The following is a 19,725-nucleotide window of genomic DNA, read 5'->3' as shown; positions in this document are numbered from 1 at the left end:
AACTAATACCTCGGCTTTCTCTCTCTAATTTCTTCTACGAATTGTTTGTAATTTTTATAACGATATTCTGTAATCTTCCCTTCTTCAACCGCTGTCTTCACAGCACATTTCGGTTCAGCAAGATGTGTACACCCTCTAAATTTACAGTATTGGCTCGCTTCTTTCAACTCTGGAAAACAATATGTAAGATCTTCTACCTCTATATCTATGAAATCAAGTGAACTAAAACCAGGTGTATCTGCAACTAGTCCGCTTCCAACCGCAATTAATTCCACGTGTCTTGTCGTATGTTTCCCGCGTCCTAAATGCGAGGAAATATCATTCGTTTTCAGTTCTAACTCTGGACGTAAAACGTTAAGCATAGAAGATTTTCCAACACCAGATTGCCCTGCAACAACAGAAATGCAACCTTCTAAGAATGGTTTTAAAATATCAATACTTTCCGATGTGTTTATAGAAGTAAATAACACATCATATCCCATCTCACGATAGTCATTTGCATAAGATTCAACAGTCTCTCTCATTTTTTCATCCACTAAATCCATCTTACTAATGCAAATAATCGGCTTAATGTTATGATATTCAATCAGCACTAAAAATCGATCTAATAGTCCCGGGTTAAAATCTGGTTCTACTGCAGAGAAAACGAGAATTGCTTGATCAACATTAGCAATAGGAGGCCTAACAAGTTCATTTTTTCGATCAAATACTTCAAGTACATATCCTTCAGTTGGATTATCTGCTTGAAAAACAACTTGGTCTCCTACCAGTGGTGTAATTTTATTTTTTCTGAACACACCACGCCCGCGACATTGTGTAATCCCTTCTTCATGCTGCACATAATAAAATCCACTTAGAGCTTTTACAATTTTTCCTTCTGGCATATAATTCTCCTTTATTTTGTATAAAGTGAAGCTGTCATTAATATTGAATGGTTTAAAATTCTTTAAATACTTATTTCAAAACCCGTCATATATACAAGTTAATATATTTAATCTACCATCAAATTTAAAATATTATTTATAACAGTATCACTTTTATAGCTTTTTGAATCATATATTTTTGCCTGTTATACAGTCCACTATATGTAGACAGCATAACAGGCAAGAGTAATACATTCCATCCCCTCTAGAAAGAAAATGGAAGTCATTATTATTGAGTTGGGTATGGTACTTCTTTGTCGATAATCGTTACACCATCTCGTACAATTTTATAGTGTCCTTTTGTACCTTCTTGAATTACAAATTCTAAAGAAATAGTTGCCGACTCTGAAATTGTTCTAGTTTCAATTGGTCTATCCATTTTTTGTTGCATATCTTCTTTATAAATTTCTATTGTTTGCGGTTTTTTCTCACCAATTATAGAAGACTCATACGGAATAGAAATATTATCCACTTTCACTGTTTTCGTTACTTTCGGCTTAGGCCCCTCTGAAATGATAATCGTCACTTTATCTCCTTCTTTTAACGGCGTTCCTGGTTTTGGAGATTGCGAAATTACAAGTCCTTTATCAACAGTATCGGAATACTCTCGTTTTATATCTGGAGTTAGTTTTCTCTCATTCAAATAACCATTTACGCTATTTTCAGTCCATCCTGAAAAATCACCTGGTCTAATTTGATAAGGACCTTTACTTACCCAAATTTTTAGTTCTTGTTCCGCCTCTACTACCATTTGATCAGGCGTCGGAATTTGCTCTACGATTTCACCTTTTGGCCTATCATTTTCAATAAAATTTATTGTAACTTGCTTATATTTTTCTTCTAATTCATTCCTTATACTCTCAAAATCTTTTCCTGTGAGATCACTCATCTTACTTTTCTTTTTTCCACCTGATTGATAGATAGTAATTTTAGAGTTTTCTTTCACGACTCTTCCTGCTACGGGGTCTGTTTTTATCACATCACCGGTTTCAACATCATCTGTATATACAATATTAGGTTCCGTAATCTCAAAACCCTTTTCAACTAATGTATTTACTGCTGTCGTATATTTCATACCAGCCACATCAGGGACTTTTACATCTTTTGGAATAAAGAATCCTGGAACAACAGTAAGCGCTAACGTTATTCCAATCGCTAAAAGTAAAAATGTTGTAATTAAAATTTTGAGCCATTTATTACTTCGTTTTTTCTTCTTATTTAAATCCGTTTCTTCTTTTCTTGTCTGCTCATCCACTTTACTTCCTTTTAAAACAATTGTTTCATCAGTTACATTTTGGAATAATTGTTCTTGTTGAATAATTGGAATCGCTTTTGTCGCTTCCATATCTTCCGGTATGTAAAATGGCTGCTCATTTATCCTCTCTGGATATAACGCAGTTTCAATATCTCGTTTCATCGCATTGGCAGATTGATATCGGTGAAACGGATCTTTCGCAGTTGCCTTTAATATAATATTTTCGACACTTTGCGGAATATTTTCATTCCATCTTTTTGGAGACGGAATTTCACTTTGTAAATGTTTTAAAGCTATAGCAACAGCAGATTCGCCAGAAAACGGTTGTCTTCCTGTTAACAACTCAAACATAACGATTCCTAGGGAATAAATATCTGATTGTTTATTTGCTATCCCGCCGCGTGCTTGTTCTGGTGATAAGTAATGCACCGAACCGAGTACCGAATTTGTATGTGTAATTGTTGTTGCACTTGTAGCTGTCGCAATTCCAAAATCTGTTACTTTTATTACTCCATCAGCTCGAATTAAAATATTGTGCGGTTTAATATCACGGTGCACAATTTCAAAATGATGGGCGTGTGCCATGGCGGATGTTAACTGCTCCATAATATCAAGAGCTTCTCCTATAGGTAACATCCCTCGCTCAATTATGTATTGCTTCAATGTTTGTCCTGGTACATACTCCATTACAAGATAATATATACCATCTTCTTCTCCGACATCATACATATTCACAATATTTGGATGCGACAACGTTGTAACAGACTGCGCTTCTCGATGGAAACGTTTAATAAACTCTTCGTTATTTGAATAGTCGAGTCTTAATATTTTTACCGCTACATCTCGGCCAAGTATATCATCATGAGCTAAATACACATTGGCCATTCCACCACCACCAATCATTTTCAGCAGCTTATAACGGTCATTTAAGCGTTTTCCAATCAGCACGTTGCACTTCACCTACTTTCGTTTGTCGAACCCGCATAATCAATAAGAACAAGGGTGATATTATCTTCCCCGCCACGATCATTCGCCAATTGAATGAGACGTTGTCCCTTAGTTTCAAGCTGTTCATTTAACTGTAAAATTTGTTGCATATCAGCAATAGAAACTTTGTTAGATAACCCATCAGAGCAAAGAAGTAACTGATCATCTTCCTCAAGCACCAATGTTTTAACATCTAATCCGACTTTTTCTTCTGTTCCTAATGCCCTTAACAAAACATTCTTTTTCGGGTGATATTCTGCGTCTTCTTTTGAAATTTCACCATGTCTCACAAGTTCATTTACAAGTGAGTGATCTTCCGTTACAAGCGAGATTTCTCCCTCTGATACCATATAACAACGACTATCTCCTATATGACCTATTGTCACAAAGTTTGGCGTACAAATCGCTATTATAAGTGTTGTTCCCATACCATTACATTCTACATGTTGCTTAGAGTACTCATATATACGCTCATTAATAATCCCAACACTCGTATGTAACCACTCTTCTACTTTTTTTGGTTCATTCATATTATGCGTTTGCTTCCAATAATCATGGAATAATTGAATGGTCATCGAGCTAGCTACATCACCAGCTCGATGACCTCCCATTCCATCTGCTACTACCGCTAAAATATTTCCATCTAAATTGTGAAAAACTCCTGCACTATCTTCATTATGTTGACGAACTTTTCCTTTATCTGATAGAAACACGGCTTTCATCTCGTCACCTCGTCTCTTCTTTACGCTCCTTCGCACGTAACTGACCGCAGGCTGCATCAATATCATGACCTTGTTCACGGCGAATTGTTACATTCACTCCACGATCTTTTAACGTTTTTTCAAATAAGAAAATTTGTTCACGTGGCGTACGTACATAATCACGTTCAGGTACGTAGTTTACCGGAATTAAGTTTACATGACATTTTACACCTTTTAAAAGCGCAGCAAGTTCTTCAGCTTGCTCAACTTGGTCATTTTCTCCTCCAAATAAGCCATATTCAAACGTAATACGACGCCCTGTTCTATTTACATAGTATTTAACAGCTTCCATTAAGTCTGGTAGCTTATAAGCACGGTTAATCGGCATTAATTTTGAACGTAACTCTGTATTTGCAGAATGCAATGAAATCGCAAAATTAATTTGCATATCTTCTTCAGCGAACTTATAAATTTTTGGAACAATTCCACTTGTTGAAACTGTCATATGTCTTGCACCAATATGAATTCCTTTTTCATGGTTTACAATGCGTAAGAATGACATTAAGTTGTCGTAATTATCAAACGGCTCTCCAATTCCCATAACAACAAGCGAACTTACACGTTCTTCTGTTTCATCAAGTGCACGTTGCACTTCTACTACTTGCGCTACAATCTCTCCAGCCTCTAAGTTTCGTTTTAACCCACCAAGTGTAGATGCACAGAACGTACAACCGATACGGCATCCAACCTGTGTTGTTACACAAATAGAATTTCCATATTCGTGTCGCATTAACACTGTTTCAATAGAATAACCATCATATAATTGGAATAAGAATTTAATTGTTCCATCAGAAGATGTTTGTTTTACCAATGTATTTAAAGTAGTAATATCAAAGGAATTCGACAATTTATCGCGTAATCCTTTAGAAAGATTCGACATGTCGTCATAATTTTTTACACGTTTTTTATATAGCCAATCAAAGATTTGTCCTGCACGGAATTTAGGTTCTCCTTGTTCCTTTAACCAATCTTGCATTTCATGAAGTTGTAAAGAATAAATTGATGGTTTCTTCGTTTCTAGATTTTTCTTTTGTTTTCTCACAGTCGTTTCCACGATGCTACACCTTCTTCCTTAAACAAGCAATATAAAAGCCATCTGTTGCAAAATAATGCGGTAAAATTCGCACTTGACCTTCATCAATATGCGGATTTAACTTTTCTGGCATGCGATCTTTTATCGTAGTATCCCATTCAAATTCAGGATGCTCTTGTAAAAATTGCTTTATTACTTGTTCATTTTCTATTTTTTCTATTGTGCACGTACTATAAACAAGGCGACCACCTTGTTTTAATAACGGTGCTATTTTTTCTAGTATTGCAAGTTGAATCGTCGATAATCTTTCACTATCGCCTTTATTTTTACCTAACTTAATATCAGGTTTACGTCTAATCACACCAAATCCAGAACATGGTGCATCTACTAATATTTTATCAAATGTTTCATTCGCAAAGTGTTCTTGCACTTTTCTAGCATCTAGTGCTTTTGTTTCGACATTTTCTAGACCAAGTCTCTCTGCTTGTTGTTTAATTAAACGTACTTTGTGTGCATGTAAATCAAGAGACATAACTTGACCTGTTCCTTTTAATCGCTCTGCAATGTGCGTTGTCTTTCCGCCCGGAGCAGCACAACTATCAAGAACTACATCTCCCTCATTCGGTTCTAAAGCGCGTGCTACAAGCATAGAACTTTCATCTTGAATAGAAAGAAAACCTTTTTTGAACGCATCTGTATGCGCTACATTCCCTCTTTCAATTTGAATTGCATCCTCTGATAAATCGCCGCGCTTCGCTTCTATACCTTCACCAGCCAACAACTCAATTGCTTCTTCTACTGTTATTTTATCAACATTTACACGCGCTGTTGGTACCGGAGGTAACATGTTCACTTCACACATTTTCTCTGCTGTCTCTAAACCATATTCAGAAGCCCAGTCTTGCACAAGCCACATTGGATGACTTGTTGCAATTGCCAAACGTTCTATTGGATCCTTGATTTCATCTACAGAAGGTACCCCTTCTCTCTGAATCGAACGTAATACCCCGTTTACCATACCAGCAATCCCTTTATGCCCGCGACGCTTTGCAATTTCAACTGCTTCATGAATAGCCGCTCTTTCTGGCACTCGGTCTAAATAAATCATTTGATATAAAGATAAGCGAAGTAATACTCTTACCCACGCCTCAACCTTCTTTTTTAAAAAAGGCTGTAAATAATAATCTAATGTGTCACGACGTTGAATCGTTCCATATACAATTTCAGTTAACAAACCAATATCTTTTCTATCAATTGCATTTTTTTCAATTAGATTATTTAAAAGTAAGTTACTGTATGCACCACTTTTTTCTACTTGAATTAAGCCATCAAGAGCTAACTCACGAACATTTTGTCTCATGCATTTTCTCCTAACTTCGTTCCAATTTCAGGTTTTGTGCCACGTAAAAATTGCGAACAACTCATACGTTTTTTACCAGAAGGTTGCAATTCAGTGATTTTAACACCTGTCTCATTCCCTGTTGCAACAACAAATCCATCTTCTTCAAGAGCTACTATTGTACCTGGTTCAGCTTTCTCTGTAATAGAGACCTTTTCTCCCCACCATACTTTAATAACTTGTCCTGCCAAAGTCGTATAAGCGACTGGCCATGGATTCAATCCGCGAATGTGATTGTATACTTCTTCACCTGTTTTTGTCCAATCAATTTTCTCTTGCTCACGTTTTATATTATATGCAAACGTTACTTCTTCTTCGTTTTGTTTAATTGGTTCTAACTTACCTTGAATTAATAAAGGTACTGTTTTAGATAGAAGGTGTGCCCCTGCTTCACTTAACTTATCGAATAAAGAGCCTGTCGTTTCACGCTCTTCAATCTCGACTTCTACTTGCGTTAAGATATCACCAGCATCCAATTTCTCTACCATATACATAATTGTAATACCCGTTTTTTCTTTACCTTCCATAATTGCATAATGGATTGGTGCACCACCACGAAGTTCAGGTAGTAAAGACGCATGGACGTTAATACATCCATACTTCGGTGCTTCTAAAATTTCATTTGGTACAATCTGACCGAAAGCAGCTGTTACAATTAAATCTGGCTCTAATGCCAAGACTTGTTCATATTCGTCTTTTTCACGAATTCTTAACGGTTGTAACACCGGAATACCATGTTTTTCTGCTTCAACTTTAACAGGTGTAGGTGTTAATACTTTTTTTCTACCTACCGGACGATCGGGCTGCGTCACAACACCTATTACATCATAGCCATCTTCGATAAGACGACGAAGCACCGGCACTGAAAAGTCCGGTGTTCCCATAAATACTACTTTTATCATTTAAAAACCGCTCCTTTTAATACCTATTCTAATTCGTTTTCCTCATAATATCTTGTCACTTTTGATGTAAATAACACACCGTGTAAATGATCGATTTCATGTTGAATTGCACGTGCTAAAAATCCTTCTGCTTCTAGTAAAAATACTTTACCTCGGCGATTTTGCGCACGTACTTTAATATAATCCGCACGTTCCACTTCACCATAAAGTCCCGGGAAGCTTAGACAGCCTTCGGGACCTACTTGTTCACCACGTTTTTCTAGTATCGATGGATTGATTAACTCGATTTTCCCCGTATCATCACCGATATCAACTACCGCAACTTGCAAGCTTACACCTACTTGAGGCGCAGCTAAACCGACCCCGTCCGCAATTAACATTGTTTCATGCATATCTTTCAACAATTTCACTAACTTTTTATCAAAGTTAATTACTCTTTCGCATGGTGTTTCTAACACTTCATTTGGATGCTTTACTATTTCTAAAACTGCCATATTTCCCTCCGCTACATTAACATTGTTGGATTAAAATCAATTGAGATTTGTAGCTCTTTTTGCATTTCTGCTTGATAATGTTCATTTACCATTTTGAGCACGTTCTTTAAGTTTGGTTCCCGTTTGTATTTTATCATGCATTGATAACGATATCTATCTTTTATCCTTGGAATTGCTGAAGCAACCGGTCCTAACACCATTGTTTGCTGCGTGCAGTGTGCCCGTAAATGACCGACAATTTTTTCCGTCACTTGCACTGCCTTTAATAATTCTGGATGCGATACTGTTACAAGTACAACATAGTAATAAGGTGGATATTGTCTTGTTCGTCTCATTTGCATTTCTTGGTCAAAAAACACATCATATTGTTGGTTCTTTGCTAACTCTATACTGTAATGTTCTGGTGTATACGTTTGAATTATAACTTCCCCTGGCAATTCATGTCTGCCTGCTCGTCCACTTACTTGCGTCAATAACTGATACGTCTTTTCACTCGCTCGAAAATCAGGTAAGTGAAGCATCGTATCTGCAGTTAAAACCCCGACAAGCGTTACTTTAGGAAAATCTAACCCTTTCGCAATCATTTGTGTTCCAAGTAGTATATCTGCTTTTTCTTCCCCGAACGCCTTTAATAATTTTTCATGCATTCCTTTGCGACTTGTCGTATCTACATCCATTCGAATGACTCGTGCCTCTGGAAATAGTTTTGTAATTTCTTCTTCTACCTTTTGTGTACCTGTACCAAAGAAACGAATATATGTACTTTGACAAGCAGGACACTCAGTCGGCATATTCTCTTCGTGACTGCAGTAATGACATTTTAAACGATGGTTCATTTTATGATATGTCAGCGAGATATCACAGTGCGGACATTGTACAACATACCCACAATCACGGCACATAACAAATGTAGAATGACCTCTTCTATTTAAAAAGAGCACCATCTGTTCTTTCTTTTCTAATCGATCTGCTATTTTTTCATGCAATGCCTTCGAAAACATGGAACGATTCCCGTCACGAAGTTCCTCACGCATATCAACAATCTCTACTGTTGGTAAAGCTTGTTTATTCATACGTTTTTCCATCGTTAGTAATTCATACACACCTTTTTTCGCTCTTGCAAACGATTCAAGTGTCGGTGTTGCACTACCAAGAACGATAGGACATTTATGATATTGCCCCCTCCACACAGCTACATCCCTTGCATGATACCTCGGATTATCTTCTTGCTTATAGCTCGATTCATGTTCCTCATCAATAATAATAATCCCTAAATTTTCAAAAGGAGCAAATACAGCTGAACGTGCACCAACTACAACTTTCACTTCTTTTCTTAAAATCTTACGCCATTCATCATATTTTTCTCCAACAGACAGCGCACTATGAAGAACCGCAACTTGCGAGCCAAATCTGCCTTTAAAACGATCTACCATTTGAGGCGTTAGTGCAATTTCAGGAACAAGCACAATAGCTTCTTTCCCTTTCGCGAGCACCGCTGCTATAGATTGTAAATATACTTCTGTTTTTCCGCTTCCTGTAACACCATATAGTAAAAATGGATTGTAAGTTTCATTTGTAATTGATGATAAAATCGGTGCAATAACTTGCTGTTGTTCCTCCGTAAGTGGGAATGGTTTCGTTTGTTCAAAATCATCATCGTCATACGGATTTCGGTACACTTCCACATATTTTTCTGAAATTAGCCCCTTTTTAACAAGTGCCTTAATCGGAGCGTCTGTTATTTGCAACTCTTCTGTTATCACTTTCAACGGCACACTTTTATAATTTTCCACAAAATAATAGAGTACATCTTGTTGTTTTTTACTTTTCAGTTCAAATGCTGCTAATTCCAATCGATCTTCTGACAACTCAGGTTGAACGACTCTTTGTTTCTTCTTTTGCACTTTATCTTTTACCTGATAAACAACTTCAATCGTGCCATTTTTAATTTCTTGTTGAATCGTTCGGTATAGATGCGGCTGCGTCTCAATAGCTTCCCAATCTATCGCTTCTTTGTCTTGAAATAAAAACAGTAGTTCAAGTGCTACTTCTTCTTGTTTACGAAGTTGTAGACGCTTTTTATACGTAGCTTTTATCGCCGTTGGAAGCATGACTTGAAAGGCTGAAATCATATAACATAACGTTTCGCTTGTAAGCCAATATCCAAGCTTTAATAATTCCTCGTTTAAAACTTGTGTTACATCTAATATTTCATGGATTGTCTTTAGCTTCTTACTTTCTACTTCAGCCGAATCTTTGATCCCAATAATAAAGCCTTGCAATTTCCTTGGGCCAAATGGAACTACTACACGCATGCCTGTCTGGACAATATCTTCCCACTTTTTAGGGATAATATAATCAAATGGTCGATCTGTCTGACGTGCAGGTACATCAACAATTACACTTGCAAATTTCATAGACGATCATCTTCTAACATCATTTCAATTTGCTTTAATATTTCACGAGCAACCTCTTTCTTCGTTAAAAGTGGTAACTCGATAACTTCTCCATCTTTTCTATACATTGTTACAATGTTTGTATCTGTACCAAATCCAGCTCCTTGTGCCTTTACATCGTTCGCAACAATCATATTCGCATTTTTCTCACGTAATTTTTTTGTCGCGTATTCCTCTACCTTTGTCGTTTCAGCCGCAAAACCGATAAGTAACTGTTTATCCTTCATCTCACCTAACGTTTTTAAAATATCTACTGTTCTCTCGAGTTCGATTACAGCATCACCATTTTTCTTTTTCATTTTATTATCATGAACATATTTCGGGCGATAATCTGCAACTGCTGCTGTTTTAATGACAACATCTACGTTTTGATACTGTTGCAGAACTACTTCTAACATATCTTGTGCAGATTCCACTTGTACCGTATTTACATGTAATGGTGGGTTTAATGCTGTCGGTCCCGAAACAAGTATGACATCAGCACCTAAGTTCGCTGCCACTTCCGCAATTGCATATCCCATTTTCCCAGAAGAAAAATTGGTCATAAAACGCACTGGATCAATCTTTTCACGAGTTGGGCCGGCAGTTATTAATATTTTTTTTCCTTGCAATGGTTTTTGTTCTGAAAAAGCCTCTTCTAACCGTGCAATAATTGCTTCTGGTTCTTCTAGTCTTCCCTTCGCAACATAACCACACGCTAAAAAACCTTCTCCAGGCTCAATAAATGTATATCCTAACGTTTTTAACGTCATCATATTTTTTTGTACAATTTTATTTTCATACATATGCACATTCATAGCAGGTGCAATCCACACTGGGGCTGTAGTAGCTAACAAAGTAGTTGTAATCATATCGTCTGCAATACCACCAGCTAACTTTCCAATACAATTGGCAGTAGCAGGTGCAACAAGTACTACATCTGCCCAATCTGCTAAATCGATATGTGCAATAACAGCCGAGTCTTTCTCATCGAATGTATCTGTATATACGTCATGGCGAGAAAGTGCTTGAAATGTAAGAGGCGTAACAAACTTCATTGCAGACTCACTCATCATTACTTTTACAATAGCACCAGCTTGTGTCAATTTACTAGTTAACGCAGCCGCTTTAAAGACCGCAATGCCTCCTGTTACACATAGAAGTATCTTTTTCCCTTTTAGCATATGGCTCGTCCTCTTTCTTTTTCAAACTTATAATACTGAAACAGAATTCCCAGCTCGTCAGTACCAATATTTCTTCCCTATCGTAAAAAAATAACAACCTACTTGTAAATAGGTTGTTACCGTTACATAGAAAATTATAAAGTCTATGTTTTAATTTGTCGAAAAGAATGCCTTAATCGATGATTTTGTCTTCGCTTGGTACATATTTTAATACTTCTGCATCGATTTCTTCTAATGATTTACCTACACATTTATGAGAAACAGGTTGCTCGATAACACAGTTATCAGCAAGTTGCATTTCACGCGCACGTTTTGCAGCTACTGTTACAAGTGTATATTTAGAATCGATTTTTGTTAATAATGAATCAATTGATGGATTTAACATAATTATAGACCCTCCGTCATTTCTTTATAATATTTTGCTACTCTTTCGCGGCGGCAATGTTCACCAACCACAATTGCTTTAATTCTTTCACAAGCTAATTCAACTTGATCGTTTTCTACAACATAGTCGTAAGCGTCCATCATTTCGATTTCTTCTTTCGCTACCGTTAAACGATTTTCAATAACATCTTCAGTTTCTGTACCACGGCCGACAATACGGTTCTTTAGTTCAGATAAACTTGGAGGTGCTAAGAAAATAAATACACCTTCTGGGAAAGCTTTCTTAACTTGAATTGCTCCTTGCACTTCAATTTCTAAGAATACATCTTTTCCTTCTTGTAATGTTTTTTCAACATAGTCGATTGGTGTTCCGTAATAATTACCTACGAACTCAGCCCACTCAAGTAATTTTTCATTACGAATCATTTCCTCAAATTCTTCTCTCTCTTTAAAGAAATAATCCACACCATCAACTTCACCTTCACGTGGCTTACGTGTCGTTACTGAAATGGAGTACTGAAAACGTGTATCCTCATGACTAAATAGCTCTTTTCGAACCGTTCCTTTACCAACCCCAGAAGGTCCTGAAAGAACGATGAGCAATCCTCTTCTACTTCTCATAAATATGTAAAACCTACCCTTCCTCACTTAAATCTTCTTTATTATTCAAACGATGTGCAATCGTCTCTGGCTGAATTGGACTTAATACCACATGCCCATCATCCATAACAATAACCGCCCTTGTTTTTCTCCCATACGTAGCATCAAGCAAAGCATTATGTTCGCGTGCTTCCTGTACTGTTCGTTTAATAGGAGCTGACTCCGGACTTACAATAGCAATAATTCGATGAGCAGATACAATATTTCCGTATCCAATATTTAAAAACCGCATGGCCATAGTTTGCGCCTCCTAGTAAGTCTATCCGATTTCTCCACCACGTATAACTTTATATATTTTTTGAAAGCTACTCAATATTTTGTACTTGTTCACGAATTTTTTCAAGGTTATTTTTCATTTCTACAACATATTTTGAAATTGTTAAGTCATTTGCCTTAGAACCAATCGTATTAATTTCTCTATGCATCTCTTGCACGATGAAATCCATTTTCCTTCCAACAGGCTCTTCAATCTGCAGTGTTTCACGAAATTGCTCTAAATGACTTTGCAAACGAACTAACTCTTCGTGAATATCACAACGCTCTGCAAAGATTGCGACTTCTGTTAACAATCTTTGTTCATCTAGATCTTGATTATGTAATTCTTTTAAGCGATTTTCTAATCGTTCACGATATTTTTGTGTAACAATCGGTACATGCGGAATAATTGCATTTACACAATTGTGAATCTCTTGTAAACGATACGCTATATCTTTATGTAATCGTTCTCCTTCGCCATCTCTCATCGTTTTTAACATATGAGCAGCTTGGCGAACAGCCTCATATAAACCGTTCTCAAATTGTTCATTTACATTTTCTACTTCTTCAATCGCTGTTACTTCTGGCATTTCCATTAATTGCTGAAGTGTAATAGAATCTTGTAATTGAAATTTTCCTTTTATATCTTCCATAATCAATTGGTACTGCTCAAGAAGCGACCAATTCACACTTAATTTTCTTTCAACAAGTCCTTCACCCGTTATACTAATAGACACTTCAATGCGTCCACGCCGAACTTGTTCTGCAATTATTTTACGAATTTTGTCCTCAAATATCATCATTTGCTTCGGAAGTCGAATACTCATCTCTAGAAAACGGTGGTTCACCGATTTCATTTCTACTGTAATTTGAAAAGTATCATTTTCTACTTTCGATCTTCCAAATCCTGTCATACTACAAATCATTTTTATCACATCCAAGCCATGAAATAACTCAATGAAAAAGGTAATAGAGACAAGGCTCTACTACCTTCTGTAAATTATATCACATTTTCATATCATTGACTATTTCAAGTTTAATCCCTTCTTATATAATATTGGCTTTTCCTTCTTCCCCTTTTTCCCTGTTAATAAAGAACCTACTAATAAGAAGGTCGGAATTGATGACAAACCTCCAATTAACAACCAATCTCTCGCTTGTATTGGCATTGTACTAAAGATCGGTTGTAGCGGTGGGTAATATATAACCACTAACATTAACAGTAAAGAAATGATAACCGCTCCTACTAAATACACGTTCCCAAACGGATTACGGTGGAAGATAGAATGTTCACTTCGGCAGTCAAATACATGAATAAGTTGTGCAAGTACCAACGTCGCAAACGCCACAGTTTGTGCATATTTCAATTCATTTGGATGTTGATTATATGCAATAATAAACGCCACTAACGTCACTGCTCCAATTAGAAAGCCACGACTTATAATTTTCCAGGCAAGCCCTCTAGCAAATACCCCTTCTTTCGGATGACGCGGCGTTCTCTTCATCACGTCTCCTTCCGCCTTATCCAATCCTAATGCCATCGCCGGTAATCCGTCAGTAACTAAGTTCACCCATAAAATTTGAATGGGAACCATCGGCAGCGGTAATGCAAGTAACATTGCAAATAACATGACTAAAATTTCTCCTACGTTCGATGCTAATAAATAACGGATAAACTTACGTATATTCTCGTATATATTTCTACCTTCTTTAATTGCTGATTTAATCGTAGCAAAGTTATCATCTAGCAAAACAAGAGAAGACGCTTCTTTCGCAACGTCTGTCCCTGTAATTCCCATCGCTATCCCAATATCCGCTGTTTTTATAGCCGGAGCATCGTTTACTCCATCACCTGTCATCGCTACTATATGCCCTTTATTTTGCAACGCCTTAACAATTTTCAATTTATGTTCAGGTGATACTCGAGCAAATACATACGTGTCTTCTACAACACTTTCTAGTTCCTCTACATCCATATTCGCGAGTTCTACTCCTTCAACAACACGTCCACCAGGTGGTAAAACCCCTAATTGTTCCGCAATTGCCATTGCTGTCACTTTATGATCTCCTGTTATCATCACTGTTCGAATACCAGCTTCTCTGCACTCTTTTACAGCCTGTTCTACCTCTGGTCTTGGCGGATCAATCATTCCCTGTATCCCGACCAACATAAAATCTTTTTCAACGTCTCTTTCATGTTCAATAGAATCTGTTACTTTTAATGGCTTAAATGCAACTGCAATTGTTCGAAGCGCTTGACTACCTAAACTATGAATAGCCGCCTGTACTTCTTTTCTATACAACTCACTTATCGGTTGTTGCTTATCCCCCCATAAAATCGTTTGACTCATTTGCAGGAGGACATCTGGTGCTCCCTTCGTAACAAGAAACTTTTTCCCCTCTCTATCTCGCACAATAACACTCATCATTTTTCGAGTTGAATCGAATGGAAATTCACGAATGATTTCAAATTTCCCTTTCAGTGCCTCACGCGTTATCCCCGCCTTCATTGCTGCAGCTACTAGTGCTCCCTCAGTTGGATCTCCATCTAATACATACGCCTTTTTCTTTTGAATAATATTTGCGTTATTACATAGTGAACCAAATGTGAGTAGTTGATACAATGCTTTTGTTTTAGCTGGATCACATTCTTTTTCACCTTTCAAAAAAGAGCCATTAGGTTCATACCCTTGACCCGTCACTTTCCATAACTCTCCACCTGACCACATATGTGTTACCATCATTTTGTTTTGCGTCATTGTTCCTGTTTTATCAGAGCATATAACAGAAGCGCACCCTAACGTTTCTACCGCTGGTAACTTCCTTACAATTGCTCTCTTTTTAATCATACGCTGTACACCAAGCGATAAAGCTACTGTAACGATTGCTGGTAATCCTTCAGGAATAGCAGCAACAGCTAGCGACACGCCTGCTAAAAACATATGGTACACTTCATTCCCTTGATACACACCGGCTAATACGACAAGCGCTGTCAAAATAAGAGCCACAATAATTAATATTTTCCCGAGTTGCTCTAATCTTCTTTGCAGTGGTGTTTCCATTTGCTCTGCATTTTGTAACATATTTGCAATTTGGCCCATCGCTGTATTCATACCAGTTGCTACAACGACCCCTGTTCCAGCTCCTCGTGTAATCATCGTACCCATAAAAGCCATATTTTTTTGATCACCAATTGAAACATCTTGCCCCTGCAGAGCTTCTACCTTCTTCTGCACCGGTACTGACTCTCCTGTCAAAGCTGATTCTTCGATATATAAACTTGATGCCTCAACAAGACGTACATCCGCCCCAATACGATCACCACTAGAAAATTTAATGATATCACCTAAAACAAGTGCTTTAGACGGTGCTTTTACCCACTTTCCATTCCGCATTACAGTAACTTGCGGGGCGGCTAGCTCTTTTAAAGCTTCCAGTGATTTTTCAGCCTTTCTTTCTTGAAAAAAGCCAAGAATACCATTGATAATAACAATCGCAACAATCGCAATAGAATCAATGTATTCCCCTAAAAAAGCCGAAACTACTGTTGCACCAAATAAAACAAGTACCATAAAATCTTTAAACTGCGCCAAAAATACCATCAGTGCAGAAGGCCTTTTGGCTTCATCTAATTCATTTGTACCAAATTTTTTTATTCGCCCTTCTGCTTCCTTCTCTGTAAGTCCAACCTTCACATTCGTATTCGTTCTTTCTTCCACTTCGTGTGCGCGCATTCCATACCAGTTCATCCCGCTATCGACCTCCTGATTCCAGACATACTCTATTGAAAGCTTATTCAGCCTCGTCCAAAAAAATGCTATAATTAACTTTTAGTTAGAAAGGAGTGTTCATTTATGGCATTCGATGGATTATTTACAAGAGCAATTACACATGAAATTGCAAATTCTCTTTACACAGGAAGAATTTCCAAAATATATCAACCTTCAAAATACGAGATTTTATTACATATTCGAGCAAACGGAAAAAATCAAAAACTAATTCTTTCCGCTCATCCGACATATGCACGTTTACACTTAACAAATCAAAATTACGATTCACCTGCACTTCCGCCAATGTTTTGTATGCTTCTCCGCAAGCATCTAGAAGGTGGTTTCATTGAAAAAATTGAACAAATTGATTTAGAGCGCATTATTCAAATCACCGTTCGTAGCAGAAATGAAATTGGTGATGAATCGCTAAAAACATTAGTAATTGAAATAATGGGACGACATAGTAACATCATTTTGGTAGACACAAAAACAAACAATATTTTAGATAGCTTAAAACACGTTTCTTTAGCAGTAAACCGCCATCGAACTGTATACGCTGGAGCTGAATATATTGCACCACCAGCACAACATAAAATTAACCCACTTCAGATTGAAACAAATGATGAATTTATTAGACCGCTAGACTTTCTATCTGGAAACATGGATAAACAGCTTGTCGGCACCTTTACGGGAATATCGCCGTTATTCGCAAAAGAAGTAGTGAAAAAAGCAGGTATGGTAAATGAAAAAGCATTAGCGGACGCATTTTTCTCCATACAAAAACCATTACTAACTCATACATATTCACCAACAATGACTACTTCAAATGGGAAAGAATTCTTTTATCTTTTCCCTCTTGCACACTTGCAAGGAGAAGGTAAGATATTTTCATCTGTTAGTGAATTGCTAGACCGTTTCTTTTTCGGAAAAGCAGAGCGCGACCGTGTAAAACAACAAGCTTATGATTTAGAGCGCTTTATGCAAAACGAAAAAAATAAAAATGTGAAGAAACTCATTAAACTAGAAAAAACATTACAGGATGCCGGAAAAGCAGATAAATATCAACTATTTGGAGAACTACTTACAGCCAATATGTACGCTTTGAAAAAAGGTGATAAAGATATTGAAGTCGTTAACTATTACGACGAAAATGGCGGAACTGTAAAAATTACATTAGATCCTTTAAAAACACCATCTGACAATGCGCAACGCTATTTCCAAAAGTACCAAAAAGCGAAAAATTCAGTTGTTGTTGTAGAAGAACAAATTGAAAAAACAAATGAAGAAATTCTTTATTTTGATAGCTTACTTCAACAAATGGAAGCTGCTTCTTCAAAAGATATTGAAGAAATTCGTGAGGAATTAGCTGAAGAAGGTTATATGCGTAATCGTAAAACGAAAAACGCAAAGAAAAAGCCTACTAAACCAGTATTGGACAAATATTTAGCAAGTGATGGCACAGAAATTTTCGTCGGTAAAAACAACAAGCAAAATGATTATTTAACAACGAAGTTTGCCCGTCGTGATGAAATTTGGTTACATACGAAAGATATCCCTGGGTCTCATGTTGTCATTCGTTCTCTTGAACCTACCGAAGAAACTGTGTTAGAAGCTGCTAAAATCGCTGCCTATTTCAGTAAAGCAAAAGATTCTAGTTCTGTTCCTGTAGATTTCACCAAAATACGCCATGTCAAAAAACCGAGTGGTGCAAAACTTGGTTTTGTTACGTACGACAATCAGCAAACCGTATATGTAACACCTGATGCTGATACTGTAATGAAATTAAAAGCGTAAATAAAAAAATGCGTTGCTTATAAGCAACGCATTTTTTATTTATTTTCAATTTAGTTGCTATATCCATTCAATATTGTCAAAAAAATTGACAGTGTCATTTCACATTTGTATAAAATTTTTTACAGCATGTAAATAAAGTACAAGTGTAACTCCAATCAATATTTTTTCATCCCCCTGCTATTTATTGAAGCAATCTGAATTTTATAAACAAACCGTCTCCCACAAATGGCGGGCTATTTTCTTATCTCCCCTAAAATATATGTTTTCCCTACTATCCTTTCTTCAAATATACATTTTGGCACACTATTTGCTTTATTAAATACTGTGAATAGGGGGAATTAACATGACTTTAAAAATTAATAAAATCCAAAATCAACTACAAAACTATGAAATTGACGGGTTACTCATTACAAAAAAAGAAAATCGCCAATATGCAACAGGCTTTACAGGTAGTGCTGGCGTCGTCTTAATCTCTGCGGATAAAGCTGTTTTTATAACTGATTTTCGCTATGTAGATCAAGCGAAATCACAAATAAAAGATGCTGAAATTATTATGCATACAGGAAATTTAGAAAAAGAAATTGCAAATCAAGTATCAAAATTAAACATTCAAAAACTCGGAATTGAAGAGAACAACATGACATTGCAACAATATAAAAACTTACAAAAATGTGTACATGTGGAAATGGTTCAAGTGTGCGAAATCATCGAAAATATTCGTATTATTAAAGACATGCCGGAAATAGAAACAATGAAAATCGCAGCTAATATTGCTGACGAAGCATTTCACCACATCATTACGTTTCTAAAACCAGGAATAAGTGAAAATGATGTACGAGATGAGTTAGAATTTTTCATGCGAAAAAAAGGGGCTACATCCTCTTCATTCCAAATCATTGTAGCTTCTGGCGTTCGTTCTTCACTTCCTCATGGAGTTGCATCAAATAAAATAATCGAGCGAGGCGACATCGTTACATTAGATTTCGGTGCACTTTACGATGGATATTGTTCCGATATAACTCGTACTGTAGCAATCGGAGAACCATCAGAAGAATTCAAAAAGATATACAATGTTGTACGAGAAGCGTTAAAGCGTGGAACTAAAGCAATTAAGCCTGGAGAAACTGCGAAAAGTATCGATGATATAACGAGAGATTACATTACAGAACATGGATACGGTCAATACTTTGGACACTCTACTGGTCATGGTCTTGGGTTAGAAATACATGAACCTCTTCGCCTATCCCAAGAAAGTAAGGCTACTTTAGAAGAAGGTATGGTTGTTACAGTTGAACCTGGTATTTACATACCAAACTGGGGCGGTTGTAGAATTGAAGATGATATTGTCATCACAAAAGACGGATATGAAGTTATTACAAAATCAAATCGGGAACTAATTGTGATTCCTTGTTAAAATCATGACCTTTTTAAAAGGAGTTTTTCTCTGCACATAGAATTCTTTCTCTGGAGTCATCGTTTAAAGAGGGGG

At 36.7% G+C, this 19,725-nt stretch carries 16 protein-coding genes; 2 read left to right on the top strand and 14 right to left on the bottom strand.

Translation table 11 applies throughout. From position 1 onward, the window contains the following. Positions 1–2: 2 nt before the first annotated feature. The 14 genes from rsgA to ILT06_RS05815 form a co-directional block, all read right to left on the bottom strand. On the bottom strand, positions 3–884 hold the full coding sequence (gene rsgA / locus ILT06_RS05880; protein ID WP_064474997.1) for a ribosome small subunit-dependent GTPase A: 882 nt from the start codon (positions 882–884) through the stop codon (positions 3–5). A gap of 268 nt (positions 885–1,152) precedes the next feature. Then, the gene (gene prkC, locus ILT06_RS05875; RefSeq protein ID WP_088047264.1) at positions 1,153–3,126 is read right to left on the bottom strand and encodes a serine/threonine protein kinase PrkC; all 1,974 of its coding nucleotides are present in this window, start codon (positions 3,124–3,126) and stop codon (positions 1,153–1,155) included. Positions 3,127–3,134: 8 nt separating this feature from the next. Beyond that, positions 3,135–3,887: a Stp1/IreP family PP2C-type Ser/Thr phosphatase gene (locus ILT06_RS05870; protein ID WP_000648694.1), complete on the bottom strand. Its 753-nt coding sequence runs from the start codon at positions 3,885–3,887 to the stop codon at positions 3,135–3,137. 4 nt (positions 3,888–3,891) lie between these two features. Then, on the bottom strand, positions 3,892–4,980 hold the full coding sequence (gene rlmN, locus ILT06_RS05865) for a dual-specificity RNA methyltransferase RlmN (RefSeq protein WP_000450539.1): 1,089 nt from the start codon (positions 4,978–4,980) through the stop codon (positions 3,892–3,894). Positions 4,981–4,984: 4 nt separating this feature from the next. Further along, positions 4,985–6,319, bottom strand: a complete 1,335-nt coding sequence (gene rsmB / locus ILT06_RS05860) for a 16S rRNA (cytosine(967)-C(5))-methyltransferase RsmB (protein ID WP_064474995.1) — start codon at positions 6,317–6,319, stop codon at positions 4,985–4,987. Then, a complete protein-coding gene (gene fmt, locus ILT06_RS05855) occupies positions 6,316–7,260 on the bottom strand; it encodes a methionyl-tRNA formyltransferase (RefSeq protein ID WP_000598793.1) in 945 nt (314 codons plus the stop codon). Before fmt ends, rsmB begins: the two co-directional genes overlap by 4 nt. A 23-nt stretch (positions 7,261–7,283) precedes the next feature. Then, positions 7,284–7,754 carry a peptide deformylase gene (gene def / locus ILT06_RS05850; RefSeq protein WP_000279468.1) on the bottom strand — a complete coding sequence of 157 codons (471 nt, stop codon included), beginning with the start codon at positions 7,752–7,754 and terminating at the stop codon, positions 7,284–7,286. Positions 7,755–7,765: 11 nt separating this feature from the next. Continuing rightward, positions 7,766–10,171 carry a primosomal protein N' gene (gene priA, locus ILT06_RS05845; RefSeq protein ID WP_222654921.1) on the bottom strand — a complete coding sequence of 802 codons (2,406 nt, stop codon included), beginning with the start codon at positions 10,169–10,171 and terminating at the stop codon, positions 7,766–7,768. After that, positions 10,168–11,373, bottom strand: coding sequence for a bifunctional phosphopantothenoylcysteine decarboxylase/phosphopantothenate--cysteine ligase CoaBC (coaBC, locus tag ILT06_RS05840; protein ID WP_000911721.1), 1,206 nt, complete (start codon positions 11,371–11,373; stop codon positions 10,168–10,170). Before coaBC ends, priA begins: the two co-directional genes overlap by 4 nt. Before the next feature lie 172 nt (positions 11,374–11,545). Then, positions 11,546–11,758 carry a DNA-directed RNA polymerase subunit omega gene (rpoZ, locus tag ILT06_RS05835; RefSeq protein WP_000933964.1) on the bottom strand — a complete coding sequence of 71 codons (213 nt, stop codon included), beginning with the start codon at positions 11,756–11,758 and terminating at the stop codon, positions 11,546–11,548. A 2-nt stretch (positions 11,759–11,760) separates the two neighbouring features. Further along, a complete protein-coding gene (gmk, locus tag ILT06_RS05830; protein ID WP_001257740.1) occupies positions 11,761–12,378 on the bottom strand; it encodes a guanylate kinase in 618 nt (205 codons plus the stop codon). A gap of 13 nt (positions 12,379–12,391) precedes the next feature. Continuing rightward, positions 12,392–12,655, bottom strand: a complete 264-nt coding sequence (remA, locus tag ILT06_RS05825; RefSeq protein ID WP_001251456.1) for an extracellular matrix/biofilm regulator RemA — start codon at positions 12,653–12,655, stop codon at positions 12,392–12,394. A 67-nt stretch (positions 12,656–12,722) separates the two neighbouring features. Further along, positions 12,723–13,598: a YicC/YloC family endoribonuclease gene (locus ILT06_RS05820; RefSeq protein WP_064474993.1), complete on the bottom strand. Its 876-nt coding sequence runs from the start codon at positions 13,596–13,598 to the stop codon at positions 12,723–12,725. A 99-nt stretch (positions 13,599–13,697) separates the two neighbouring features. Then, a complete protein-coding gene (locus ILT06_RS05815) occupies positions 13,698–16,421 on the bottom strand; it encodes a calcium-translocating P-type ATPase, SERCA-type (RefSeq protein ID WP_064474992.1) in 2,724 nt (907 codons plus the stop codon). 105 nt (positions 16,422–16,526) lie between these two features. Here ILT06_RS05815 and ILT06_RS05810 point away from each other — a divergent pair, with 105 nt between their 5' ends. Both ILT06_RS05810 and ILT06_RS05805 read left to right on the top strand, forming a co-directional pair. After that, a complete protein-coding gene (locus ILT06_RS05810; RefSeq protein ID WP_064474991.1) occupies positions 16,527–18,236 on the top strand; it encodes an Rqc2 family fibronectin-binding protein in 1,710 nt (569 codons plus the stop codon). 343 nt (positions 18,237–18,579) lie between these two features. Continuing rightward, positions 18,580–19,650, top strand: a complete 1,071-nt coding sequence (locus tag ILT06_RS05805) for a M24 family metallopeptidase (protein WP_064474990.1) — start codon at positions 18,580–18,582, stop codon at positions 19,648–19,650. Positions 19,651–19,725 lie beyond the last annotated feature (75 nt).

The organism is Bacillus sp. 17RED48 (assembly GCF_019837545.1).
In the GTDB taxonomy this organism is placed as follows: domain Bacteria; phylum Bacillota; class Bacilli; order Bacillales; family Bacillaceae_G; genus Bacillus_A; species Bacillus_A wiedmannii.
This window is presented reverse-complemented; position numbering and strand designations above follow the sequence as displayed.